Source organism: Roseibium sp. AS2, from assembly GCF_038900065.1.
Taxonomy (GTDB): domain Bacteria; phylum Pseudomonadota; class Alphaproteobacteria; order Rhizobiales; family Stappiaceae; genus Roseibium.
This window is the reverse complement of the sequence record NZ_JBBMQN010000002.1, coordinates 781,531-807,223: the sequence shown is the minus strand read 5'-3', so window position 1 is coordinate 807,223 and position 25,693 is coordinate 781,531. Positions and strand designations below refer to the sequence as shown.

The 25,693-nt window shown below is 60.9% G+C and carries 21 protein-coding genes; 9 read left to right on the top strand and 12 right to left on the bottom strand.

From position 1 onward, the window contains the following. Positions 1–46: 46 nt before the first annotated feature. From WNZ15_RS08860 to WNZ15_RS08845, 4 genes are all read right to left on the bottom strand, one after another. Positions 47–1,540: a tripartite tricarboxylate transporter permease gene (locus tag WNZ15_RS08860; RefSeq protein WP_342892582.1), complete on the bottom strand. Its 1,494-nt coding sequence runs from the start codon at positions 1,538–1,540 to the stop codon at positions 47–49. Positions 1,541–1,585: 45 nt separating this feature from the next. After that, positions 1,586–2,050: a tripartite tricarboxylate transporter TctB family protein gene (locus WNZ15_RS08855; RefSeq protein ID WP_342892581.1), complete on the bottom strand. Its 465-nt coding sequence runs from the start codon at positions 2,048–2,050 to the stop codon at positions 1,586–1,588. A gap of 100 nt (positions 2,051–2,150) precedes the next feature. Next, positions 2,151–3,002 (bottom strand): tripartite tricarboxylate transporter substrate binding protein, encoded by an 852-nt coding sequence (locus WNZ15_RS08850; protein ID WP_342892580.1) that lies wholly within the window; start codon positions 3,000–3,002, stop codon positions 2,151–2,153. 328 nt (positions 3,003–3,330) lie between these two features. Beyond that, positions 3,331–4,200, bottom strand: a complete 870-nt coding sequence (locus WNZ15_RS08845) for an aldolase/citrate lyase family protein (protein ID WP_342892579.1) — start codon at positions 4,198–4,200, stop codon at positions 3,331–3,333. Positions 4,201–4,344: 144 nt separating this feature from the next. Here WNZ15_RS08845 and WNZ15_RS08840 point away from each other — a divergent pair, with 144 nt between their 5' ends. Then, on the top strand, positions 4,345–5,274 hold the full coding sequence (locus tag WNZ15_RS08840) for a LysR substrate-binding domain-containing protein (protein ID WP_342892578.1): 930 nt from the start codon (positions 4,345–4,347) through the stop codon (positions 5,272–5,274). A 16-nt stretch (positions 5,275–5,290) separates the two neighbouring features. Here WNZ15_RS08840 and WNZ15_RS08835 read toward each other — a convergent pair whose 3' ends face one another. The 3 genes from WNZ15_RS08835 to WNZ15_RS08825 form a co-directional block, all read right to left on the bottom strand. Further along, positions 5,291–6,319: an AbrB family transcriptional regulator gene (locus WNZ15_RS08835; protein WP_342892577.1), complete on the bottom strand. Its 1,029-nt coding sequence runs from the start codon at positions 6,317–6,319 to the stop codon at positions 5,291–5,293. A 385-nt stretch (positions 6,320–6,704) separates the two neighbouring features. Beyond that, positions 6,705–8,159 (bottom strand): Na+/H+ antiporter NhaC family protein, encoded by a 1,455-nt coding sequence (locus tag WNZ15_RS08830; RefSeq protein WP_342892576.1) that lies wholly within the window; start codon positions 8,157–8,159, stop codon positions 6,705–6,707. Then, positions 8,156–8,530: a DUF1622 domain-containing protein gene (locus WNZ15_RS08825; protein ID WP_342892575.1), complete on the bottom strand. Its 375-nt coding sequence runs from the start codon at positions 8,528–8,530 to the stop codon at positions 8,156–8,158. The genes WNZ15_RS08830 and WNZ15_RS08825 overlap by 4 nt, the downstream gene beginning before the upstream one ends. 217 nt (positions 8,531–8,747) lie before the next feature. On the opposite strand from WNZ15_RS08825, the gene WNZ15_RS08820 reads away from it, so the two are divergent. From WNZ15_RS08820 to WNZ15_RS08800, 5 genes are all read left to right on the top strand, one after another. Next, positions 8,748–10,187: a YfcC family protein gene (locus WNZ15_RS08820; RefSeq protein WP_342892574.1), complete on the top strand. Its 1,440-nt coding sequence runs from the start codon at positions 8,748–8,750 to the stop codon at positions 10,185–10,187. A 73-nt stretch (positions 10,188–10,260) separates the two neighbouring features. Then, a complete protein-coding gene (locus WNZ15_RS08815) occupies positions 10,261–11,487 on the top strand; it encodes an arginine deiminase (RefSeq protein WP_342892573.1) in 1,227 nt (408 codons plus the stop codon). A gap of 30 nt (positions 11,488–11,517) precedes the next feature. Then, a complete protein-coding gene (gene argF / locus WNZ15_RS08810; protein ID WP_342892572.1) occupies positions 11,518–12,516 on the top strand; it encodes an ornithine carbamoyltransferase in 999 nt (332 codons plus the stop codon). A gap of 3 nt (positions 12,517–12,519) precedes the next feature. Next, complete coding sequence (gene arcC / locus WNZ15_RS08805) at positions 12,520–13,452, top strand: carbamate kinase (protein ID WP_342892571.1); 933 nt, start codon at positions 12,520–12,522, stop codon at positions 13,450–13,452. Positions 13,453–13,476: 24 nt separating this feature from the next. Next, positions 13,477–16,233 carry a cation-translocating P-type ATPase gene (locus tag WNZ15_RS08800; RefSeq protein WP_342892570.1) on the top strand — a complete coding sequence of 919 codons (2,757 nt, stop codon included), beginning with the start codon at positions 13,477–13,479 and terminating at the stop codon, positions 16,231–16,233. 151 nt (positions 16,234–16,384) lie between these two features. Here the strand turns inward: WNZ15_RS08800 and WNZ15_RS08795 are convergent, their stop codons facing one another. The 4 genes from WNZ15_RS08795 to WNZ15_RS08780 all read right to left on the bottom strand — a co-directional run bounded on the left by WNZ15_RS08795 (position 16,385) and on the right by WNZ15_RS08780 (position 20,739). Beyond that, complete coding sequence (locus tag WNZ15_RS08795; RefSeq protein WP_342892569.1) at positions 16,385–16,954, bottom strand: hypothetical protein; 570 nt, start codon at positions 16,952–16,954, stop codon at positions 16,385–16,387. 373 nt (positions 16,955–17,327) lie between these two features. Then, entirely contained in the window at positions 17,328–18,365 is a 1,038-nt protein-coding gene (locus WNZ15_RS08790; protein WP_342892568.1) for a transporter substrate-binding domain-containing protein, read from the bottom strand. A gap of 140 nt (positions 18,366–18,505) precedes the next feature. After that, on the bottom strand, positions 18,506–19,582 hold the full coding sequence (locus WNZ15_RS08785) for an amino acid ABC transporter permease (protein ID WP_342892567.1): 1,077 nt from the start codon (positions 19,580–19,582) through the stop codon (positions 18,506–18,508). Next, positions 19,579–20,739: an ABC transporter permease subunit gene (locus tag WNZ15_RS08780; protein WP_342892566.1), complete on the bottom strand. Its 1,161-nt coding sequence runs from the start codon at positions 20,737–20,739 to the stop codon at positions 19,579–19,581. Before WNZ15_RS08780 ends, WNZ15_RS08785 begins: the two co-directional genes overlap by 4 nt. A gap of 80 nt (positions 20,740–20,819) precedes the next feature. On the opposite strand from WNZ15_RS08780, the gene WNZ15_RS08775 reads away from it, so the two are divergent. The 3 genes from WNZ15_RS08775 to WNZ15_RS08765 all read left to right on the top strand — a co-directional run bounded on the left by WNZ15_RS08775 (position 20,820) and on the right by WNZ15_RS08765 (position 24,897). Then, the gene (locus tag WNZ15_RS08775) at positions 20,820–21,452 is read left to right on the top strand and encodes a GntR family transcriptional regulator (protein ID WP_342892565.1); all 633 of its coding nucleotides are present in this window, start codon (positions 20,820–20,822) and stop codon (positions 21,450–21,452) included. A gap of 177 nt (positions 21,453–21,629) precedes the next feature. After that, positions 21,630–21,848, top strand: a complete 219-nt coding sequence (locus WNZ15_RS08770; protein ID WP_342892564.1) for a hypothetical protein — start codon at positions 21,630–21,632, stop codon at positions 21,846–21,848. Positions 21,849–22,104: 256 nt separating this feature from the next. Beyond that, positions 22,105–24,897 carry an autotransporter domain-containing protein gene (locus WNZ15_RS08765; RefSeq protein ID WP_342892563.1) on the top strand — a complete coding sequence of 931 codons (2,793 nt, stop codon included), beginning with the start codon at positions 22,105–22,107 and terminating at the stop codon, positions 24,895–24,897. A 204-nt stretch (positions 24,898–25,101) separates the two neighbouring features. Here the strand turns inward: WNZ15_RS08765 and lysM are convergent, their stop codons facing one another. Next, the gene (gene lysM, locus WNZ15_RS08760; RefSeq protein ID WP_342892562.1) at positions 25,102–25,536 is read right to left on the bottom strand and encodes a peptidoglycan-binding protein LysM; all 435 of its coding nucleotides are present in this window, start codon (positions 25,534–25,536) and stop codon (positions 25,102–25,104) included. Positions 25,537–25,693 lie beyond the last annotated feature (157 nt).

Below are 25,693 nucleotides of genomic sequence, written 5' to 3'. Positions count from 1 at the left end.
CCGCCTTGCTTGTTGATGAGAGTGAAACCCGGGGGGCCGGTCTGTTTCAGGCCGGGGCCGCAGGTCTCCGGATGAAGCGTCCGATCAGCGGCGACAGGATGACCAGTGCCGTGAGGACGAACAGGGAGAGCGCGATCGGGCGCTCGAGGAACACAAACAGATCGCCTTCCGACTGGATCAGGGTCCTGCGAATGTTGCGCTCAAGCATCGGGCCGATGATCAGACCCAGAATGAGCGGCACAGGCGGGTATTCCAGTTTCAGGAGGATCAGGCCGAAGGTGCCCGCCAGAAGCGTGATGATAACCGCGCTCATGGAATATTCGATCGCGAACACGCCGAACACCACGGTCGCCAGCACCGCCGGATACAGGAGCGCCGTGGAAATGAAGAGGACGCTTGCCAGCAACGGCGTCAACAGCAAGGTCAGAAACACCAGCATCAGGTTTCCGATCCAGAAGCTCCCGAAGACGGTCCAGATGAAGTCACCGTTGTTGGTGAACAGCAAGGGGCCAGGCTGCAGACCGAGCATGAGCAGCCCGCCCATCATGACGGCCGTGGTCGCCGACCCGGGAATGCCGAGCGTGAAGAGCGGAATCATCGACGAGTAGGAGGCGCTGTTGTTGGCAGATTCCGGAGCCGCGATCCCCTCGATGGCGCCCGAGCCGAATCTTTCCGGGGTCTTCGAGGACCGTTTCGCAAGCGCATAGGAAATCATTGTCGCCGTTGTTGCGCCCACCCCCGGCAGCACACCGACAAACACTCCGATCACCGCGCCTTGCAGCAAGGCCCACCTGGACTGCAACGCGTCCTTCAATCTTGGAAAGAGATTTGAGAACTTGAAGCTCACCATCTCGTTCTTCACGTCGGACCCGAGACTGGTGTAGATGGCCGTCAACCCAAACAGACCAACGGCGATGATAGCGAAATCAAGCCCCTCGAACAGTTCGATAAAGCCGAAGTTGAACCGGATGGGGCCCGCGATGGGGTCAATGCCGATCATGCCGAGCCAGAAGCCGATCCCCAGCGCCACAAAGGACTTGAAGGGATTGGCCCCGCCCAGCACGCTTGCCAGGGACAAGGCCAGGCACATCAGGGCCGTCATCTCCGTCGGACCGAAGGCCAGGGCGGCCTTCGCGATCGGTATGGACAGGACGACCAGACCAAGCAGGCCGATCATGCCGCCGAAGAATGACGCGAACACGCTCATCCCGAGGGCACGGCCGGCTTCCCCGTTCCTGGCCATCGGGTGGCCGTCCAGCACGGTCATCACAGAGGGGGCATCTCCTGGAATACCCAACAGGATGGAGGTGACCGCCCCGCCGAACATGGCACCGTAGTAGACGCCGGCCAGACAGGCCAATGCCGGAACGCCGCCGAAACCGATTGCCACCGGCAGCATGATGGCGACGCCCGCAGTCGGCCCGAGCCCCGGCAAGGCCCCGATGAACAGCCCGATGACGACCCCGAACAATGTCGCGCTCAAGGTCGCGGGCTGTGCCGCCTGCGCGATACCTTCGAACAGCAGAAAGAATATTTCCATTTGTGGATCCTTTGGTGTCCTGTGTGCCGGCTTGGGGCGGGCAGCTTAAAAACCGAACAGGTTGACCGGGACCGGTATGCCCAGCAAATGCCCGAAACCGAACTTCAGGAACACGGGAAAAAGCGCGCAGGTCGGGAGCAGGCGCAGCAGGAACTTTTTGTCCAGCGTCGGATTGATCGTGAACCCGACGACCAGCATCAGCAGCGCGACAGCCACCATGAGGCCCAGATACGGTGTCAGCAGGACAACCCCCAGCAGCCCCAGGGAAATGCCCGCGATCTTGGCCAGGTCAATCAGCTTCATGCTGTCCGCCAGACGTTCCGAGCCAGCGAGACTGCGCACCAGGTTGACCACGCTCAGGACGACGATCACGCCTCCCACGATAGCCGGAAAGAACCCCGGACCAGGTGTCGTGCCCCGCATGTATCCATAGTCCGTTCCCGCCCAGACGACGTAACAGCCGAAAAATATCAAGAACACCGCAAACAGCTGATCAACCCGATTGGTCATCTTGGGACCTTTTATCCTTGGATACGCAGTATGAAACACGTGACCGGAAGCCCGGCTCCGGGGAAGGAACAGGTTTCCCCGGAGCCCTGAAGCCGTGCCTTTAACGAAGGCCCAGCTCTTCCATCAGAGCCTTGTAGCGCTCGTTGGTTTCTTCGATCTTCTTCTGATATTCCGCGCTGGTCAGAAACGCAGGTTCGTCAAGATAGCGATCGATATACTGGGTGCGCCACTCATCGCTTGCGGCGACCTGTTTCAGAATATCCTCCCAATAGGCCACGACTTCCGGCGGAACATCGGCAGGCATCACCAGACCGCGCAACTGGGTATGCTCGATATCATATCCCAGTTCAGTGAATGTGGGCGTTTCCGGCAAGGCGGCAATGCGATCAGCGGTGCTCACCGCGATCGCGCGCATCGCCCCCGTTTCGATCTGAGGCAGGATCTCGCTGGGGTTCATGAATACAAAATCGAGATGGCCGCCCAGCACAGCGGCCATGGCCTCGCCTTCCCCGTCGAACGGGACCGCATCGATTTTCACGTCAAGCGCCTTGGACGTGAGCGCGGCAAGCAGGGCAGGATCCGAAACCACACCAACGGTGGCCGTCGTCAGCCGGCCCGCCGCCTTGACATCGTCAAGGGACTGGATCGGCGAGTCCTTGGCAACGGCCATGATGTAGGGCGAGATCGAGATCGCGGCCAGCGGGGTGAAATCCTTGTAGCTGACCGGTGACGCCCCGCGCAACGGCGTGGTGAAGAAGCTGACGCTGACGGTCGCGACGACATTCGGATTGCCTTTTTCGCCAGCGACGAAGGTATAGCCGATAGCACCACTCCCCCCTGGACGGTTCTCCGGATAGATGCTGACCGGCAGCAATTTCAATTCGTCGATCACGCCGACAATCGTGCGGGCAAGCGTGTCACTGCCACCGCCAACGCCGAACGGGATAACCATTCGGATATCTCCATCCGGATATTCGGCCGATGCGGGCGTTGCCGCGCTGAGGGCGGCAGAGGCCGCCATGGCAAAGGCTGCCGCTTTTGCGCCTTTGCAAAATGTGGAAAGTCCCAGGTAATTCATAGTATTTCCTCCCATGGAAATTCTGTTCGAAATTGGTGTCACCGGCCGGTCCTCCTCCGTGTAGTACCGAACTGACAGGTCTCGAAGCCATTGAACTAACGGCTTCATTTTCCGGATTTTATCGTGCGGCCCTCCCTCATCATCGCGCGTTTCGCAACACGCCACGGTCTGGCCCCGGCTGCCGGGACCTGGCACCGCAACATCACTTCGCTTGCCCGGAAAGACGGGCACGGCCCTTTTCAAGGGCGGCGAAGGAACGGGTGGGCGATGCCATCAGCCACCGGTAGCCTTCATCGATCAACCCGTCGATGTTGTTCGGGTTCACGTGCGGGTGGCCGCAGACAACGCCCTTCTCCGCGCATATGCGACGAATATCGGTCATCGCCTCGACAACTTTCGGATGGTCGTACTGGCGCGGAAAGCCAAGGTCCTGTGACAGATCCCCTTCGCCGATGACCACAAGGCCGATTCCGGGAACCTGATCGAGAATGTCGGGAAGGTTCTTCCAGGCCTCGACCTTTTCACACATCATGCCGACAAGGATTTCGCCCTTGGGATCGATCGGCCATACATCGGCACGCGAATAATACTCCTGCTGGGTCAGACCCCAGTATTTGGCAGCAATCCCGGGACCGTCGCCGCGCTGGCCTGCGGGATCGAAATTGGCGGATCCGGCGGGACGGGAATACCGGCATGCGGCGACCGCGGCTCTGGCATCCTCGACCGTGCAGACATGCGGCCAGAGAATTCCGTAAACGCCCATGTCCAGGACCTGCTTGGCCATCCACTGGTTGCGCTCGACCCCGTTGGAAGGAAGGCGCACCATCGGTGTAACGGATGGAGCGACACTGCCCGAACTGGCAACCCTGCGCCGGTCAATCATGTATTGCAGACAGTTGCGCAGGAGGGTCACATCAAACGGGTTGTGCTCCATCTCGAAGACAACGGCATCATAGTCGGCAGCGTCGATCGCCTGTGCGGCGGTAATCTCGGCAACGGAAAAAGCAGTCAGTGCAATTGCTCCGTTTTCAAACGCCCTGATTGCCCCGTTCAACCTCGGTAAATCGCTCATACTCTTGTCCTGACTTCATAAAAATTGCCAATCTCGGCGCATCGGCAGCGCTATAAATCTGTTTTGCAATTTTCATTTCATCAGATCCAATACAAATTTTTAATTTTGATATAAGCTGATACTTATATATTTTCGGAGGCACAATTGGACCCCAAGCTCAGAAACCTGGAAATTTTCCGGATCTTCGCATTAACCCAGAACGTTACCGAAACCGCCCGGCTGGTTCGGATTTCCCAGCCCGCCGTCAGCCAGATCCTCCGGGATCTGGAGAGCCTGCTGGGTCTGACCCTTTACAAGCGGGTCGGACGTACCCTGCAGTTGACGGCGGAAGCCAGGGCAATCCTGCCCGACATCACGAAACTGATTGCCCAGATGGGCGCATTGAGAAATCAGGTGGAAGGTCTGCGCGATGCCAAGGCAGGTCACCTGTCAATCGCCAGCGTTCCGACCATGATCAACAATCTGATCCCGGACGCCATTTCGGATTTTCGCAAGTCCCGGCCAAGCGTCCGCCTCAGAATAATGTCGATGACCGCATCCGATGTTGCCAATCAGGTCCGCACCGAAAACGCTGAAGTCGGCCTGACATTTCTGCCCGTCAACGGCAATGGACTGGACATTCAGCCGCTGCTCAAGACGGAAATGGTTTGCCTGCTGCCACGGGGACATCACCTTCAGAAACACGCCGTAATCACGCCGGAATTGCTGCGAAATGAAACCGTTATGGCCCAGGGCCCGGAGACACCGCCCGGCTTCGCCCTGCGCGACACATTCGACCAGTTCGGGATCTCCGACCTTATTGTCGTCGAGGTCAACCAGTCAGGTGTTGCCCTGCCGATGGTCAAGCGGGGCATGGGCGTTGCATTGGCGCATCCATTTGTGCTTGATATCAATGATCCGGACGTGGTCGCCATCCCGTTCGAGCCGCATGTGGAGCTCATCCTCGCGCTCGTGTTTCCAAAATTCGCAACCCGGTCCCAACTCACCGTCGCCTTCGTCGGCGAGTTCAAAACCCGGATTCAGGCACATTCGACCATGCTGGCTGAACACAGCCTGAGAGGCGAAATGCTGTAACGGCCCGAAAGACCGGTCAGTCCTGGTCTTGGTCGTTTTTCTTGTTCGCCAGGAAGAACTTCGCAAGAAGCGGTGCGCCCGTGATGACAAAGATCAGCCGTGTGAGATGGTGAACCACAACATACCCCAGGTCCGCACCGGCGATGATCGCCAATACGGTCATCTCGGCCTGCCCCCCCGGAGAAAACGCCAGAAGTCCATCGAGGGGAGCAGCAAGACCGGATGTCACCACGATCTCGGTGAATACCAGCGCCAGAGCAGCGAGCAACAGGACATAGGCGATCCCCGACGCGACGAACTGGCGAAGCTCCCTCAAGGTTATGCCGACGTACCCGACGCCAATACCCATTCCGATGAAGAACTGCGCGCACAGAATTGCTTCTGAAGGTGGCCGATGGAGTATGATGCCCGGAAGCGACAGGGCAGCCGTAACGATCATCGGCCCCAGGATCGACGCGCCGAACAGGCCTATCTTCTCCCCGCCCTTCCAGCCCACCAGGGCGGCAATCACCATGAGGACCATTTCGAACGGCGGCAGTTCTGATGCCGGTTCTCCAACCGGGTTGTCCAGTCCGATACCCATCATCTGCGTCAGAATGATCGGTGCCAGACTGACGATGACCAGAACGCGCGTGGCATGAACAAGGGACAGCGCGCGAACATCTCCCCCCGCTTCCTGCCCAAAAATCACCATGTCCTGCAAACCGCCGGGCATGGCGGAATAATAGGCTGTGACCCTGTCAAACTTGCAGACCTTGCAAAAAAACGGCACGCCGACCGCTGCAATCGCAAGAATATAGAGCGGCACAAGCGCGATCGAGACCAGCATATGCGGTATCTGATTGAGGACGAGTGGCGTGATGGACGCCCCGACCGCAACACCCAGAATGGTCCGGGCACCAACCGAGACCTGACCAGCGCCGCGCAGGCGTACACCGGAAAGCGCCGCCAGAAGGCTTGCGAACAACGGTCCGAACAGAAATGGCAGCGGCAAATCCAGCGCCCAGAATATGGCTGCACCGGCCCCTGAAATGACAAAAGTCAACAAAGTCTGCAGCAGCGCACTCGCCTTCGATCCAAAAAGCAAAGCGAGACCTCTCTGAAATTGCGAAATGGCATACATTGGTATACGAAAGTTTCAAGTCTTGAAACCGCCGAATGAGAGAGCGCCAGCCAATAATCAAACGCGACGCCCAGCAGCCCCGTCAGGTGGGGCCAGGTCTACGGTGCCTGGGACGAGCGTGGCGGCGCCGATCGGCCCGGTCTTCGACATCGATCCGGGTGACAGCGCCGCCCTCGGCCTTGGCTAGCGCACCGCGGCCAAGGGCGGCACCTTCGACCACGCGCAATCTCCTCACTGCAATTCAAGGGTCTGTGGACAACCAGGATTTGGTCGAGGCTTGAATGCGAATGAACAACCTTCGTTGAGTCTACGCCTGGCCTTCCGGTTCGGCTGCACCATCGCGCCTGGCGATCATCCGGAAACCGGCGAAGGCGAAGGCGATCGTCACGAGCGGGTTCAGCAGGTTGAAGACCGCGTAGGGCGCATAGGAGACCGTGGCGACGCCCAAGGTTGCGGCCATGTAGGCGCCGCAGCTGTTCCAGGGCACCAGAGCGCTTGTCACGGTGGCGGAATCCCCGACGGCGCGGGACAGCACGACCGGAGCCAGGTTCAGTTTTTTGAAGGCCTTCTGGAAAATCCGGCCTGGCAGCACGATCGCGATATATTGATCGGATGCCAGGGCGTTGGTGCCGATCGCCGCCACGACCAGCGCCGAGATCAGCCGTCCCGCGGTATTGGCCGCCGCAAGAACCGGTGCCAGCAACCGGTCGAGAACACCGATCTTTTCCACGACACCACCGAAGGCCAGCGCTGTCAGGATCAGCCAGACAGTCACAAGCATGGAGGACATCCCGCCCCGGCTGAGGAACCGGTCCAGAACATCATATCCGCTCGCGGACACGTTGCCGTCCGCCATCGCGGTCCACACGCCCTTGATCATGGCCAGCGCCACCGGAAGGTCCGGATCGTCCGCCAGAGCAATCACGTTGCCGGGGGCAACGATGATGGCAATGACACCACCGGACAAAGCACCCAGAAAGATCGTGACGAAGGGCGGATAGCGCAGGACGGCGAGCCCCAGAACGAGGACCAGGGGCAAAAACGGCAATATGCCGACATTGTAGTTTGCCGCAATGCCTCCGGTGATACCGCTGGCATCGAAATCAACCGGTTGACCAAGGCTCCAGAAGACCAGCAGCGTGACCAGCAGCGTCGGGACCGATGTCCACAGCGTTTCGACTATGTGCGAATAGAGATCCGCCCCAGCCGCGGCCGTCGCCAGATTGGTCGCGTCCGAAAGCGGCGATGACTTGTCTCCGAAATAGGCGCCGGAGATGACCGCCCCGGCTGTTATGACGGGATCCAGCGCCATCTGCTGCGAAATGCCCATCAGCCCGATGCCGAGGGTTCCCACCACTGTCCAGGAACTGCCGATGCACAAGGCCAGCGCAGCAGAGATCAGAACGACGGTAAAATAGAAATAGTCGGGCGACAGAATTTTCAAACCCCAGTAGACCATCGCCATAAGGGTGCCGCTCATCGCCCAGGTTCCGATCAGGGAGCCCACCGCGAGCAGGATGAAGACGGCGCCGACGCCGGTCATGACGCTGTCGCGGGCCGCTTCCGACATCTCCGTCCAGGAATAACCGTGAAGCTCCCCGACGAACACTGCAATCAAGGCTGAAAACAGCAATGCGATCTGGTTCGCTCCCCCGGCGGCTTCCTCTCCAAAAAGGGCATAGGCCAACGCCAGAAGCGCCATCAGCGAAACAACCGGAACCAGCGACCAGGCCAGGGACGGTGTTCGCGCGTCAAGATTCATGGCAAGGGGTCCTCAGTCCGGCCGGCCTTGGACGGCTGCCGTTCCATCCGTTCAATGTCATGATCCAGGAAATAGGACAGCAATATCCGGATCGCGACGACACCCCCGAGAAACGCCACTTCCTCCAGTGTGCGATGCGCGATGGAATGCAGAATGTCGGACACGATGAGGATTTCCAGGGCCGTGAGCAGCCAGCGGCCGAGCGAAATGCGAAATCCCCGCAGGACATCGCCCGTCATGGTCTCGATGAAAGGCGTATCGGCGGCGCGCGCATTCCTGATGGTGGCCACGACTGAAATCACCAGCCCCGTCAACAGCACACACACCGCCAGGCCATCCACGACATCTGCAATTTGTTCGATAAGGGGCATGGGAGTTGTCCGGTCGGCTCAATAACAGGAAAACAGCTTCCAAACTTGTATTTCCAGATAATTCGATTCCTCTCAAATTGGTAAGTATTTACCACAACCAGTCAAGGGGTATCGAGACTCGCAACCACGCAAGTCTCAAATAACCGTCTCCAGAAAGTCATTGAACTGTTTTCCTGATCCGCTAACCTCCCTTGTGATATTTTACGGGAGGCCTCTCATGGCTCGGTTCAAATTTCCGACAGCCTTCACGATACTGTTCGCATTGATCGCGATTGTCGCCGCGCTGACCTGGGTCATTCCAGCCGGCGAATACCAGCGCGCCATGAACGAGGCACTCGGCAGCGAGGCGCCGGTACCCGGAACATATCATAGGGTCGACCCCAATCCCCAGGGCCTCACGGCCGTCATCCTGGCGCCCATTGCCGGAATGTACGACCCGGGCCTGCTGGGCAGTTCCTCGAGCGCGGCGATCGACGTCGCGCTTTTCGTTCTGGTGATTGGCGGGTTTCTGATGGTCGTCACCAAAACCGGCGCGATTGATGCCGGCATCGGCTGGCTGCTGCACCGGCTGGCGGGGCGCGAGATCCTGATGATCCCGATCCTCATGACCGCCTTCGCTTTCGGCGGAACAAGCTATGGGATGGCAGAGGAATCCCTGGCCTTCTACGCGCTGATCATCCCCGTGTTCATCCGCGCCGGCTACGATGCGCTGACCGGAGTTGCCGTGATCATGCTCGGCGCCGGGATCGGCACGCTCGGCTCGACCTTCAACGCATTCGCGACCGTTGTCGCCTCACAGGGCGCGGGCATCCCTTTCACCGACGGGATCGTCTTGCGCTTCGTCATTCTTGCCCTGTGCCTTGCTGCCGGCATCGCCTTCGTCATGCGCTATGCGACACGCGTGAAAGCGGATGCCTCAACGTCAGTTGTCGCGGACCAGGCTGAAGACAACCGGGCTCATTTCCTGAAAGGAGCCGGTGAGGACGATGCCTTTCCCGATCTCACGGGAACCCGCACGTTTATCCTGACGCTGTTCGGACTGACCTTCGCGGTCATGATCTACGGTGTGGTCGCGCTGGACTGGTGGATGGGCGAAATGTCGGGGCTTTTCCTCACCATGTCCATCCTGGTCTGGTGGGTCGGCAAGCTCGACGAGGGCTCGCGCATGGACGAGGCCACATTTGTGGAAACCTTTGTCGACGGCGCGCGCGACCTGTTGGGCGTGGCCCTGATCATTGGCGTGGCACGGGGTGTCGTCGTGATCATGGACGCCGGCAAGATCACGGATACGATACTCGCCGGCGCCGAGGGCGTCGTTTCCGGCCTGAGCGAATTTCTCTTCATCACCGTCATGTTCGGCATCCAGATCCTGATGTCTTTTCTGGTGCCCTCCTCTTCGGGGCTGGCGACCCTGTCGATGCCGATCATGGCGCCGTTGGCGGACTTTGCAGGTGTCGGCCGCGATCTCGTCGTGACGGCCTATCAATCGGCGAACGGCTGGGTGAACCTGTTCAATCCGACGTTTGCCGTTGTCATGGGCGGCCTCGCCATCGGCCGCGTTTCCTACGACCGCTGGCTGCGTTTTGTCGCCCCGCTTCTGCTTGTACTCGCGGTCATTATCGTGGCGGCACTCAGCCTTGGCGCGGCAATGAGTTGAACCGCATCTTCAGGAATTCGGGCAACGCGTCAGGCCGTGGCGTTCGGGTTTCAAATGTTCTTGGGAGGTCAGCATGAAATTCGGCGTGCATTCAGAAGTCGGCAAACTCAGAAAAGTCATGGTTTCACGTCCATCTCTTGCCCATGACCGACTGACCCCGAACAATTGTGAGGAATTGCTCTTCGACGATGTGATCTGGGTCGAAAAAGCGCGCGAAGACCATGCCGAATTCGTCCGGGTGATGGAGAGCCGCGATATCGAGGTCCATGATATTCAGGACCTTCTGGCGGAAACCATCGACCAGAGCGCGGGCGCGCGCGCCTTCGTGCTCGACCGGCTGATCACGGCCAACGCCGTCGGCCCGGGCCTGGCGCAGGCAATGCGTCCCTGGCTCGACGAGCTGAGTGGCACGGCTCTGGCCCGGCAGTTGATGGGAGGCGTCATCGTTTCGGATGTCCCCGAGGGCGAACTCACCCGTCTGGCCAAGGCCGAGCTTCCGGGCAGCGAATTCCTGATCCCGGCCGTTCCCAACGCCCAGTTCCAGCGCGACCCGTCCTGCTGGATCTACAACGGTGTCACCTGCAACCCGATGTTCTGGCCCGCGCGGCGGCCTGAAACGCTGTTTCAGCGCACGGTCTACAAGTTCCATCCCATGTTCATGAACGCCGAGTTCGATATCTGGTGGGGCGACAGTGACGAGAATTTCCAGAACGCCACCATGGAAGGCGGTGACGTCATGCCGATCGGAAACGGCACTGTTTTCATCGGAATGGGCGAGCGAACCACACGCCAGGCCGTCACTCAGGTCGCGCAGAGCCTGTTTGCATCGGGGGGAGCAGAACGTGTAGTGGCCTGTGTCATGCCCAAATCACGCGCGGCCATGCATCTGGACACGGTGTTCACCTGTCTGGAGCAGGACAAGATCACCGCGTTCCACGAGGTCGCCGACGCGATCACCTGTTTCTCGCTGCGTCCGGACGCCAAGGGCGGTATCGACACCCGCAAGGAAACCGGCTCGATCTTCGACGTCTACAAGGAGGTGCAGGGTCTTGGCGAGTTGATTGTGATCGGCACCGGGGGCAACGAATTCCAGGCGGAACGCGAGCAGTGGGACGACGGCAACAACGTCGTTGCTCTCGAACCCGGTGTCGTCATCGGCTATGCGCGCAACACCTTCACCAACAAACGCATGCGCAGTGCCGGTGTCGAGGTGATCGAGATCAACGGACAGGAACTGGGCCGTGGCCGTGGCGGCGGGCATTGCATGACCTGCCCGATCCTGCGCGACCCGGTTTACTGATTTCATTCGAATATCCAAGGGGAAATCACAATGGCGTTCAATCTCAAGGGCCGCAGCTATCTGAAAATCGCGGATTTCACGCAGCGCGAAATGCTGTTTCTGCTTGACCTGGCGCGTGACCTCAAGCGCGCCAAATATGCCCATTCGGAGCAGCAGTCTCTCAAGGGCAAGAATATCTGCCTGATCTTCGAAAAAACCTCGACCCGCACCCGCTGCGCCTTTGAAGTCGCGGCCTACGACCAAGGCGCCAACATCACCTATCTGGATCCGTCGGGGTCTCAAATCGGTCACAAGGAATCGATGAAGGACACCGCGCGGGTGCTCGGCCGCATGTTTGACGCCATCGAATTCCGCGGCGCCGGGCATGACATGGTCGAGGAACTGGCAAAATACGCCGGTGTGCCCGTCTACAATGGTCTGACGGACGACTGGCACCCGACACAGATGCTGGCCGACATGCAGACCATGGTCGAGCACGCCGACAAGCCGCGCAAGGACATCGTATTCGCCTATTCCGGCGATTGCCGGTCGAACATGGGCAACTCGCTGCTGATGCTGGGAGCGATCATGGGCTGTGACGTGAGAATGATCGCCCCGAAGGAAGTCCAGCCCCATGATGACGTGCGCGCCCTTGCAACGGAGCGGGCAGCGCAATCGGGAGCACGCGTGACAATCACCGATGACATCAATGCGGTTGAGGGAGCGGACTTCATTCACACCGATGTCTGGGTCTCGATGGGAGAAGCCAAGGAAGTCTGGGCGGAACGGATCAAGCTGCTGTCCCCGTATCAGGTCAACATGGATCTGATGAAAAAGACCGGCAATCCCAACGCCAAATTCATGCACTGCCTCCCCGCCTTCCACAATCTGGAGACCGGCGTGGGCAAGGACATCCACGAAAAATTCGGGATCACCGAGATGGAGGTGACAGACGAGGTGTTCGAGAGCGAGATGAACATCGCGTTCGAACAGGCGGAAAACCGCATGCACACGATCAAGGCCATCCTCGTTGCAACCCTGGGGTCCTGAGCCATGCGTATCGTGGCGGCCCTTGGAGGCAATGCGCTGTTGCGGCGCGGTCAGGCGCTGACCGCCGACAACCAGCGTCAGAATGTGCGCACTGCCGCCCGGACCCTGGCGCCGCTGGCGGAAGACCATGAACTCATCGTGACCCACGGCAATGGCCCGCAGGTCGGACTTCTTGCCCTCCAGGAGGCGGCTTACACCGACGTGGACGAATACCCGCTGGACGTTCTGGTGGGCGAAACCATGGGCATGATCGGCTATATGATCGAGCAGGAAATGGGCAATCTTCTGCCTTTTGAAAAGCCTCTTGCCACCGTCCTGACCATGGTCGAAGTCGATCCGGACGACCCGGCCTTTGCCGATCCGGCCAAATTCATCGGTCCGGTTTATTCCGAGACGGAGGCAAAGGCCAACGCGGCCGAAAAGGGCTGGTCGGTCAGGCGTGACGGCGACGCCTGGCGCCGGGTGGTGCCATCTCCTGCCCCGAAACGCATCTTTCAGGTCAGACCCATTCGCTGGCTTCTGGAAAAAGGGTCGGTTGTCGTCGCCGCAGGTGGCGGCGGCATACCGACCAGATACGGCAGCGACGGCAATCTTGAAGGAGTGGAATGCGTGATCGACAAGGATCATTGTTCTTCGCTGCTGGCCCGCGAAATCGATGCCGATGTCTTTGTGGTCGCGACCGACGCGGACGCCGTCTATCTCGACTGGGGCACACCGCGGCAACGCGGCATTCGCCGGGCCTCTCCCGACCAGATGGACCAGTTCGATTTCCCCGCGGGCTCGATGGGTCCCAAGGTGAAATCGGCTCAGGACTTCGCCCGTTCCACAGGCGGAAAATCCGTCATCTGCGCTCTCGCCGATATTCCAGGCGCGCTGCGCGGTGAAAAGGGCACGACGATCGATCCGGATTGCGCCGAAATCGAATTTCACAGCTGACCGTCACAGAAGGACGAATCTGACATGTCCAAAACTGCCACAGTTCAGTCACCCGGAATGGAAACCCCGGAACCGTCGGAGACGCCCAGGGAGCCCTGGGGCATCTCCGTCGAACAGGCAGCGCAGACATTCGGCGCGGATCTCGGGAGAGGTCTGGACAGCAAGGCGGCAGCGGAAAAACTGTCCCGAACCGGGCCGAACAAACTTGACGAGGCTGAACAGGTTTCGCCTCTGTGGCTGTTTCTCGCCCAGTTCAGGAACCCGCTTCTTATCATCCTGATCGGCGGGGCCGTGATCTCGGGCTATACGGGCCACTGGGTGGACGCCATCGCGATCGGCGTGATCGTGCTGGTCAACGCGATCATCTCCTTTCTGCAGGAACACCGTGCCGCGCAATCCCTCGCGGCCCTGCGCGAAATGGCAGCGCCCCATGCGTTCGTTCGTCGGGACGGAGACTGGATCGACATCCCCGCCGCCGACATCGTTCCCGGTGACATCCTGCGTTTCAAGGCCGGCGACATCCTCGCCGCGGATATCCGGTTCAGCGAAGCGCACCGGTTGCAGGTGGACGAAGCCGCGCTGACGGGCGAATCCGAGCCGGTCGACAAGCACACCCTCGCCATCACAGGCGAGGACGTCGCGCTCGCGGACCGGCTCAACATGGGTTTCATGTCGACCAAGGTGGTCAATGGAACCGGACAGGGTGTCGTCACCGCAACGGGCATGGCGACGGAAGTGGGTCATATCGCGGGCCTGATGGCATCCGCGAAAGAGCCCAAGACCCCCCTGCAGGAGCGGATCGAAAACCTGTCCCGCATTCTCATCGGCGCCGCTCTGAGCGTGGTGGCAATCGTCATCGGCATCGGTGTCATGCAGGGCATGGACCTGACCGAAATGCTGAACACCGGAATCTCGCTTTCGGTCGCCGCAATTCCCGAGGGGCTGCCGACCGTCGTTACCATCGTGCTCACGCTCGGGTCACAGCGGATGGCGGGCAACAACGCACTGGCCAGGCGGCTGAGCGCCGTCGAAACGCTTGGCACCACGTCGGTCATCTGTTCCGACAAGACCGGAACCCTGACGCAAAACCAGATGCAGGTGATGCGCATCTGGGCAGGCGGCAAAACCTGGACCGTCACCGGAGAGGGCTTCGATCCCACGGGAGACTTTCTGGGCGAGGACGGCACGGTCGCGGATACCGCGGGAAATGAAGACCTGCAGCAGATGCTCCGCGTCTCGGCCTATTGCAATGACGCCGAGCTGATCACGGTCGATGGCCGGTACACCATTCAGGGAAATCCGACGGAAGGTGCTCTTGTGGTCGCGGCCCAAAAGGTCGGCATCACCCGTCAGGGCCTGAAAGACAGCAAGATCGATACTCTGCAGACCTTTCCTTTTGACAGCACACGCAAGATGATGAGCCTGCATGTGCGGCTTTCAGACGGCAACAAGTACCTCGTCGCCAAAGGCGCTCCGGACGTGATCCTCGCACGGGCCAAGGAAGTGCGGATCGACGGCCAGAACGTGCCGTTGACGGATGAACGCCGCGCCGAGATTGAAGCTGTCATCGACGCTTTCGGCAGCGACGCATTGCGCACGCTGGCGGTCGCCTATCGCCAGGCCGAAGAGGGCACGATCGATCCCGAGAACCCCGAACAGGATATTGTTCTGCTGGGAATTCACGGCATCATGGACCCTCCCCGGCCGGAAGTGAAAGAGGCCGTCGCAGACGCCACCAGCGCCGGAATCCGCACGGTGATGATCACTGGTGACCATGCCATCACCGCCAAATCGATCGCCGAGCAGATCGGGATCAAGACACGAGACGACCAGACCGTCCATACCGGCGCTGAACTGGACCGGATGGATGACGATGAGCTTGAGCGGGTCGTCGTGAATGCGGCGGTTTTCGCAAGGGTTTCGCCGGAACACAAATTGCGCATCGTCAGCGCCCTGCAGCGAAACGGCGAAGTCGCGGCCATGACGGGCGATGGCGTGAATGACGCCCCAGCCCTGCGCACCGCCGATATCGGTGTGGCCATGGGGATCACCGGAACGTCTGTCGCCAAGGACAGCGCCGCGCTGGTGCTGCTGGACGACAATTTCTCGACGATCGTGCAGGCCGTGCGCGAAGGAAGGCGCATCTATGACAATCTGCTGAAGTTCGTCCGCCAGGCCCTGACCGCGAACGTCGCCGAAGTCTCCACCATCCTGTTCGCCTTCATCCTGATGGGGGCCGATCCCTTGATGCCGCTGACACCGTTGATGATCCTCTGGGTCAATCTCGTTTCCGACGGAATTCCGGCATTGGCGCTCGGATTCGAAGAAAGTGAAGACGACATAATGGAGCGCCAGCCGCGACCGCGCGACGAAGACATCTTCGCCGGCGGGCTGAAGGAAAGGATCGTGCTGAGGGGCCTCGCCGTCGGCGGCGTCACGTTCTGGGTGTTCCAGACCGCGTTGGCACGCGATGCGGAGCTGCAAACCGCGCAGACCATGGCCTTTGTCACCATCATGTTTGCCCAGATCTGGCATGTGTTCGATGCGCGCACCACGACAACCCTCTTCCGCCGATCCCCCTTCGGCAACCCAAAACTGCTGATGGCGATCGGACTGTCGCTGGTGCTGTCCGCTGGCGCGATCTACACGCCTTTCGGCAATTTCGTCCTCGGCACCGCACCGCTTCCCCTCGGTGTCCTGCTGGGCTGTGCCTTCGTGGCCGCGATCCCGACCTTCGCCCTGTCAGGCTTGAAGGAGGTCTTCGGGTTCAGGTTCATCTAGGCCGGCGGCCGTGGGTGATACTTGTTTTCATCGCCGCGGCGGCCGTGAAGGGCTGCGTGCCGATTGGCCCTGAGCGCAAGGTCCAGGGGCATTGGCGCGGGCCTTCAACGATCACCTGGGGCTGAGGGGCCACACTTCGCGGAGCCCCGCCCTACTCCTGTGCGATCCGGCGCAGCCACTCCAGTTGCATTTCGCTCTCGATGGACTCGGAAAATCCGGAACGGATAACGGCGATGGCCCGGTCGAGAGGATGACCGCGCTCGATCAGCATGCCGGCCGCGATGGTGCCGGAGCGGCCGGCGCCGTAGTGGCAGGCGAGCGCAACTGTTCCGCCGGCGGTCAGGGCGCCGGTCAGATCGCCATCCATATTGCGCCAGGCTGTCATGAAAGCCTGGTCCGGCACCTGGTAGTCCGGGATGGGCAGGTGAACCAGCCGGATCGATCGTGCCTCCGCTGCGCCTTGCAGAAGCTGCCAGGCCTCCGGCGGAACTTCGTCCCTTTCAACGAGCACGACGAGGATGCTGCAGTCAGAAAGAGCGGGTGCGGATACGGTCGCTTCCAGGCGCTCCGGATCGATATAGGCATCGCCCTGGATATCGAACGCCAGGCCGGGAAAGCCCAGGGTGACGATGTGCCCGCCGCCCGGGCACGCGATGACGGTGCGAATGCTTGTTGTGTCTTCCATCAGCCGCGCACGTGTTTCGGAGGGATATTTTTCCATCAGGTGTCTTCCAGACTTATACCACCCTCAACAATTAGGAACCTGTTCGACCCTGACATGAGCGTGTTCCGTGAGGAGCGTGTCGCAGGGCGATGTGGGACATCGACCAAGACGCGCGACGCGGCGGAACACGCTCATGTCAGGGCCTCCGGTGGCTTGTTCAGACCCACCGGACTGCGTTGCGCCCCTTGACCGGCCTACCAGGCCGGTCTGCGCCCCGCTCCTTGCCGGCAGCCCCGAACAAGCCATCCAATGGGTTCCTATTTGTTGAGGTTGGTATCATTCTTGTTTTTGTCAGATCCCAACCCTGAAACCGGCGGATGCGTGATCCTGCATCCGCCGGTCAGAGGTCTTGCCGCTGCCGCGGTTCCCTTTAGCGGATCGGATAGGCCATCATCTGACCGCCATCGCCGACCAGCGCGTTCGCCGTTTCCTTCAGTTCGATACCGAACGGGGTTTCCTTGCCCAGATGGCGCTCGAAGACTTCCGAATACGCGCCGACCTGACTGAGAACCTGAAAGGCCCAGTCCTTCGGCAAGCCGAGCTTGCCGGCCATCTCGGCCGTCGCGCTGTCCGTAGCCAACAGCCGGCGGACGCCTTTGGGCTGATTGTCCAGATCCGCGGCAATAGCGGCGACATTTTCGGAATTGATCCCGAACTGGTCGGCGTTCAGCATGACCTGAAAGGCCCAGAAGACCGCGGCTTCCAGAGCCTGATCCGGCTGGGTGACCAGGGTCAGCGGCTCGGCGGAAATGACCTCCGGAAGAACCACGTATTCCTCGGGTGTGTCGGACAGCAACCGGTCGCTCAAGAGCGCGGTGACATCGGACGCATAGACGTCGCATTTGCCCGAATAGAAGGCTTCCAGGCGCGCCGTCTTGTCGGCGATGTTCTCCACCCGGTACGCGATGTCCCGGTCCCCGAACCAGTCGGCAATGTTCAGCAGCGTCGTGGACCCGTCTTCGGCACAGACCGTCGCGCCGTTGAGCCCGGCCGCGCTTTTCACGCCGAGCGACCTGGGCACCATGAAACCCTGACCGTCGTAGAAGGTGGTCACGACGAACGCCATGCCCGGATCGGCATCGCGGGTGCCGGTCGCGGTGATCGAACGCGAGGCCATGTGGGCACCGTCTGCCACGAGCGTTTTCATGGAATCGGAAAACCCGATGCCGCGAATATCCGCCTTGGACGCATCCCCGAGAATGGCCGCTGCCGCCATCCGGCAGAAATCGGTGTTGAACCCCTGGTAGACGCCTTCACTGTCGGGCACCGAAAAGCCGGGGGAATTCGGATTGACCAGGCAGATCAGCTTGTCAGTCGCCTTGATATCGTCAAGCACCGGTCCGGAATGGGCCGGAGCGGCCAGTAGCGTGGTGGTCAGCACGATCGCTGAGGACAACAATTTCTTCATCGGGATCATCCTTTTCCTTCAGTCCGAAGGAGGCTCCGTAAACGCGCCTCAATACTTGTATACAAGTATACTATGACAGTTTCTTGAAGCCTTGACTATCGAAAACGGCGCTCCGTCACACCCATGCGGCGTGGCACGGTTCACCCGGCCTTCCCATTGTGCAACCGGCGGCCCGTGCGCGACAGGAATGCACAGGAAAGGAAGAACCAGACACCGACGAGGGCATAGGCCTCGACGGCATGACCACGCCATCCCGGATCGCCGAAGGACATGCGCGCGGTTGCTGTCAGGTCCAGAATTCCCACGACGACAACCAGCGAGGTGTCCTTGTAGGCACCGATGGTGCTGTTCACCAGGGACGGCAGGCTCCGGCGGATCGCCTGGGGAAGCACGACCAGACGCATCGCCTTCCAGTAGGGCATGCCCAGTGATCTGGCCGCCTCGCCCTGACCCGCCGGCAGAGACAGGAGCCCGCTGCGCATGTCTTCAGCGAAATAGGCCGCATGAAAGAGCACCAGCGCGGTCAGCGTCGCCGTCACCGGTGACACGCCGACACCTTCAGGCAGGGTCAGGGGCAGAACAAAAATGCCCACGAACAGGACTGTCAGCATCGGAACGCCGCGGGCAATCTCGATATAGACGGTGGCGAACCGGGACAGGAACCAGTGCGTGTCCTGAACCCGCGCCAGTGCCAGCAGGATGCCCAGCGGAAAGGCGAGCGCCACGGCGATGATCGACAGCATCAGGAGGATCGGCAGCCCGTTCCAGCGCACCGGATCGACCGCCTCCAGCCCGAACACTCCCCCGCCCATCAGGACGAATGCAAGGCAGATGCACAGGCACCAGGCAAGGGTCAGTTGCCTCACACTCAGGGATGGTCCGCGCCCGGTTAACTGGCGGCAGGTCAAAACGGCCAGCCCGCAGAGCAGCAGCGAGACCGCCGCCGGCCGGACATGAAGGTCGTAAGGATAGGTTCCGAACAGGATGAAGCGCGTCTTCTCGACCAGGAACGGCCAGCAAAGGCCCCGCGCCGCGGAACAGAGCTCCGCGTCCTGCCAGGGCCACACCGCCAGGAAAACGGACCATCTCAGCGCAATGATCGCGATCGCGACGATCAAGACAGCCGACACCACGGACAGAACCGCCGCCAGCGGTGAAGAAAATGCCGCCTTCAGCGATGCGGAAATGCGTGCCCGTGCACTGTTCGCGAAACTCATCTGCTTTCCCTGACCGTCAGGCGCCGGTGCCAGCGATTGAGCGAGGTGGTCACCGACAGGCAGATGACAAGGTAGATCGCCATCGTGATCAGCATCATCTCCAGCGGCTTGAAGCTCTGGTTGATGATGGTCCCTGACACCGACATCAGGTCTGAATACCCGACCGCGATGGCGATCGACGTGTTCTTGATCAGGTTGACATACTGGTTGTTCATCGGCGGCACCACGATGCGGAACACCTGCGGCAGGATGACCAGCCGGACCGTCTGCCACGAGGTCAGACCGAGCGCCTTCGCCGCCTCTCTCTGACCGGCGGGGACAGCCTGCAACCCGCCGCGTACGACCTCTGCGATCTGGGCGCCGTGATAGATGCTCAGGGTCACCGCCACCACCGCGAATTGCAGGGAGATGCGCCCGCCTCCCTCAAAATCAAATCCTTTCATCCGGGGGAAAGAAAAGTCGATCCCGAGGCCGAGTAGAAACGGCAGCAGGACCGCGAAACCGACGACCGCAACGCGGACGGACCAGTGGACCTGCCGTCCGGCGCGCCTCAGGCGCCGGTCGGCCAGCCGCACCAGCAGGAGCCCGCCCCCCAGTCCGGCGCACAAGGCGGCCAGCAGGGTCCAGGTACCAGGGCTCCAGACCAGTGCGGGAAAATTGACGGCGCGGTTGGACAGGTGAAACGGTCCCAGCGACAGGGCCTCGCGCACATGCGGAAGGCCATTGACCGCGACCGCGTAGACCACCAGCAGAATGAGTATCTTCGGCAGGTTCCGGAAGAGATCGACATAGGCGAGTGCAAGCCCCCGGCCGACCGGACTCGGGCCGACACCCAGCAATCCGAACCCGATCCCGATGAGGGTCGCAAGGATGCAGCACACAATGGCCAGGAGGATCGTGTTCAGGACACCCGCAAGGATGACCCGCAGATAAGTGTCGCCGGACGCATAGGGGATCAGGGATTCGCTGACATCGAATCCGGCTTCCTGAGACAGAAACCCGAATCCCGGACTCGCCCCGGCGGCTTCGAGATTGGCGAGAATATTCAGGACAGCAAGTGCGGCCAAAAGGACCACGGCCAGGGCGGCGAAACCATCGGAGATCCGGAGGCGTCGTTTGCGGGGCGGTGGCGCACTCGAAGGAATCATAATATACATGTATACTAGAACATCATTCCATCCTGTATACAGGTATGCTTGAAAATTGTAAACGGGCATCCACCAAAGAAATACACACCATGTCCCAAGGTCCTCAAACTGAAAGCAAACACGCGCACGCTCTCGAAGCGCTGCGGCGGTCGATCTGTCTGGCGACGCCGGATGAAGACATGGTTCTTCATGAAACGGCGCTGACTGCCGAATTCGGCATGTCCCGCACCCCCATCCGGCAGATCCTCCAACGGCTGGCTTACGAACGGCTGGTCGAAACCCGCAGCGGGGTCGGAACGGCTGTCGTCCCACTCAGGCCGGAGCACCGTGCCCGGGACGCGCTGGTTCACAAGGGCATCCTGGAAGCGGTGCTTCTGCTGGACCTTCCGAAGCTCAGCATCACCCAGCATTCCGACATTCTGGCGATTTCCGGACTGGCCTCCCTGGCCGGGGAGGACGACCGCGATCTGCAATACGACATCAGAAGCCGGCTGCATGCGCTGATGTCCGCGTTGATCCCGGACCCGATCCTGCGGGATGCGTTTTCAGCCAGTTACTGGCGGATCGTGCGCTGGCAGATGAGCGACTTCGCGGCCGATGCTCCTGCCGCGGCAGAGGCCCTGCGCGGACTTGTCCGGCACCTTGCGACCTATGAGGCGCAAAACAGTATCGACCTGTTCAACCGCGTTATCGAAGCGGAGAAGCTGCAAGGGTCCCGCTGAGGGATACAACCGCGCGTGTTTCGGCCCCCCTCCTCCTGCGCGGACAAGACCGCCCCTCGAACGGCGCGCTGAAAGCATTGCCTGTGTGTGGCCTGAGGGACCAGGCCTTGTTGCGAGGCGCTCGGCGTCTCCTTGAGGACACTGCGATCGGGCTTGCGGGAACATGCCGGCGCGAACATGCCGGAATGTTCCCGCCCGTCCATCTTCGCCCCACCTTCGCCCTGTCTTCGCCTGCGCCGCCTGAGCCGGGCAAGCGCGGTGCTCGCGGCTGCCGATCCGGCCGTCACCACGACCACTCAGGTGGTGATGAAATTCGGAATTCTGCCTCCCGGCCGCTTTGCCGGTGACTACTGGCGAATCTACGGCGACACGCTTTCGGCGACGCTCTTCTTCTGAGCCGGAGAACCCGTTTCCTGGTTGTTTTTCAAAATTTTCGCAGTTTTGCAGAAACTGGATAGCCGCCTTGCAAATCCACTCCTAAAACGACTCCCGGAAGCAAATGCACTGGCCGGTGGCGATGCCTTTCGGTCAAGGCCGGCTCTCAGACGATTCCGATCCACAGGGTCGGGCCCACAACTTCAACAACAGATACATCGCGCGGAATCAAGCCAGGATCAAATTGGCGAGATCCGGTCCGCCAGGCAACTTATTCATGCGTATCGAAAAAAAGCACACGATCCCTTCCGGCTTGTCGAATTGTCATACGGACGTTCCATCGACATGGAGTTTCACCCCACCAAAATCCCTGCCATCTTCGTTTTCCACACGCGCATTCAGCACCCTGCGTCTCGCCACACTCGACATCGTTCTTGGAACCGCTGTCTTGGCCGCACCATCCGTCACGGCGGTCCAGGCCGGCTCCGTTGGCACAGCAGGTACCGATGGAACCTCCATCACCAACAGCGATGCATCGTCCACCACGAGCACAACGCTGGGAATAAACGCGGGCGTGATCGACCTCACCGCGATTGCCGGTATCGCCAACGGCGACAGGGTTGATTTTACAGTCGACGGCACAACATCCACAGTCACCATCAACACTGGCGATACCCTGGCCGACTTCGCGAATGATATTTCGGCAATCTCCGGTATCACCGCCTCAGTCACGAACTTCGGCACCAACGACACACTCACAATTTCCTCGGAATCCGTGAATACGCAGGTTGTCGTAGCGAATACGGCAGGAACACCGTTAACCGCGCTCGGGTTCGCACTGATCCCGGGAACACTGCCGGTGGTGACCACACCGGGCGGAGACGGCACCGATGGCGGCAGCGGCCAGATACAAGTCGCCGGGACAACGCTCACCGTTGCCGACACGATTACCGGCGGAGCTGGCGGCAAGGGCGGAACGACCGTCTACAATCTGACCGCTACGGACGGCGGCAACGCCGGTGTCGGCGGAGCCGGGCTTTCCTATACCGGAACCGATTTGCAGACGCTGACCAACACAAGCACGATCACAGGTGGCGCCGGTGGCGTGGGCGGTGCGGGAACCGGGCCCGGCGGAAATGATGGCGCAACCGGCAGCGGCGGAGCCGGCATCGCCAACACCGATGCCGGTGCCGCGGGTTTCGAGATCGTCAACTCGGGAACCATCTCGGGCGGCCTGAGCGGCGATGGAACAACACGCGCCAGGGCCATCGATCTGGTCAATTCCGGCAATACGCTTTCCTTGAAGACCGGCTCTTCTCTGGTCGGCGAGGTGGTTCTGGGTTCCGGCGCGGGCACGCAGAAACTGGATGGCACCGGCACCGAGGCCTCCGGTTTCAAGGAGACACAGACGATTGTCGCGGCCGACGGATCCAACTGGACCCTTTCCGGCGATGTCGAGCTTGCAGCCGGTGGCACCCTGGCGTTCACCACAGCGGGCACCAGCACACTGACCATGAGCGGAACCCTTGATGCCGATGATCTGAGCAAGGCCGGCAGCGGAACGTTGCTTGTGACCGGCGACAACTCCGGTCTTACCGGCACGACAATGCTGAATGCCGGCAAGCTGGTGGTCAACGGCAGCATCGGCGGCATCACCCTGAATGGTGGCACGCTTGGCGGCTCCGGCACCGTCGGCTCGTTGACGGCCCGGTCCGGTACCACAGTCGCGCCCGGCAATTCCATCGGCACGCTCAATGTCTCCGGCAATGCCAGCTTCGACTCCGGTTCCACCTTTGCTGTAGAGGTCGACGAGGACGGCAATTCCGACAAGCTTGCAGCCACCGGTGCGGTGACGATCGACAGCGGCGCTGCGGTCAGCGTGAGCGCGGAGAACGGCACGGACGACGGTTCCACCTACGCCGCCTCCACCGCCTACACGATCCTCACTGCAGGCACCGGAGTGACCGGCACCTTCGGGTCCGTCAGCGAGAATTTTGCCTTTCTCGACGCCGCGCTCGTCTATGGCGCGAAGGCCGTCACGCTGACCTTGACGCGCAATTCTTCGGGTTTTTCCTCCGCAGCCCAAACGCGAAACCAGCGCGCAACGGCCAATGCCGTCAGCAGCCTCGGCAATGGCAATTCCCTCTATGATGCGGTCGTTGTCCTCAGCGCAGCGGACGCAAGGGAGGCCTTCGACGGTCTTTCGGGCGAGATGCATGCCTCAACCAACACGCTTCTGGTTCAGCAAAGCCGCTTTGGTCGCGATGCCGTCGGCGAGCGTATTCGCGGCGCGTTCGACGGACTGGCGGCGGGTGACCTGCCGATGATCGCCTACAACGGCGCGGGTCAGGCGCCGGACCGCTCCATGGGCGTGACTGCCTGGGGCAAGGCCTACGGCAGTTGGGGCGAGACCGGCGGCAACGGCAACACGGCGCAGATGGACCACACCAGCGGCGGTTTTTTCCTCGGTCTGGATACGGACATCTTCGACGGCTGGCGCGCCGGTGTGCTGGCCGGTTACGGCAAAACCAGTTTCGACGTCGACGCCCGCACCTCGTCGGGGGATGCCGACAACTACCAGCTCGGTGCCTATGCCGGCCATCGGTTCGGCGCGCTCGGCCTGCATCTGGGGGCCGGTTATGCCTGGCACGACGTCTCCACCACGCGCAATGTCAGCGCGGGCACGCTCAAGAACACCCTGACCGCCGACTACGCGGCCTCCACCGCGCATGTCTTCGGAGAAGCCGGTTATATGTTCGAGACGCCGTTTGCCCGGCTTGAACCCTTCGCAGCGGCGGCCCTTATCCATCAGCACAGCGACGGCTTCACCGAGACCGGCGGCGCGGCGGCGCTCACCGTTGCTTCCACATCGCAAACCCTTGGCACCACCACGCTCGGCCTTCGGGCGGAAGCACAGATCGCAGCTATCGGCGCGTCCAACGCCTCGCTGACCGGCAGCCTCGGCTGGCGTCACGCCATTGGTGATCTGGATGCGGCCTCGACGATGCAGTTTTCCGGTGGTGATGCCGTCGACATCTCCGGCACGCCGCCCTGTTCGAGGCCGGCCTGAACTTCGGCATCGGCGGCAGCCTCAGCGCGACTCTCGGCTACAGCAGCGAACTGGGCGAAACCGCAAGCGATCACGGCGTCAACGCAAGGCTGTCGGCACGGTTCTAGAAGGTCAGATTGACTGCGGGCCCCCGCGAGCAGACAGACCGCGGCATATACCGCGGTCTGAAAAACCGGTCTTGCAAACCCGTCTTACAAGCCTGTCTTACTGGGCCGGAATGCGCAGGACCTGGCCCGGATAGATCTTGTCCGGGTGCGACAGCATCGGCTTGTTGGCTTCGAAGATCGCCTGATACTTGGCCCCGTTGCCATAGGCCTTTTCGGCGACCGCCCACAGCGTGTCACCCTTTTCCACCGTGTGGAAAGTTGCTTCCGGCTCGCTGGTGGCGACCGAAATCTCTTCTTCGACCTTGCCGATTCCCAGAATGTTGCCAGCGGCAAGGATCAGCTTTTCACGGGCTTCCTGTGTCGGTGCCGCGCCGGCGATCTTGACGGTATCGCCATTCACCTCGACCTTGACGTCGCCGTCCAGCCCAAGATCGGCAACTTCCTTTTCGATCGCTTCCGCGCTCGAGGCCGGTGCTTCGTCATCGCCGAAAAGCTTTTTACCGGCATCCTTTACAAAATCGAAGAAACCCATGTCATTTTCCTTTTGAGCGTGCTGATGCGAAACCCGCCGGCCACGCTGGTGGTAGCAATTTCACGTAACGGCATCATATTGCAGAATTATGGTACACGCGGAAGCAATTTTCCCGCGCCGCGCTCGCTGGCAAATGAGATGCTTCTGCCGGCAGCAC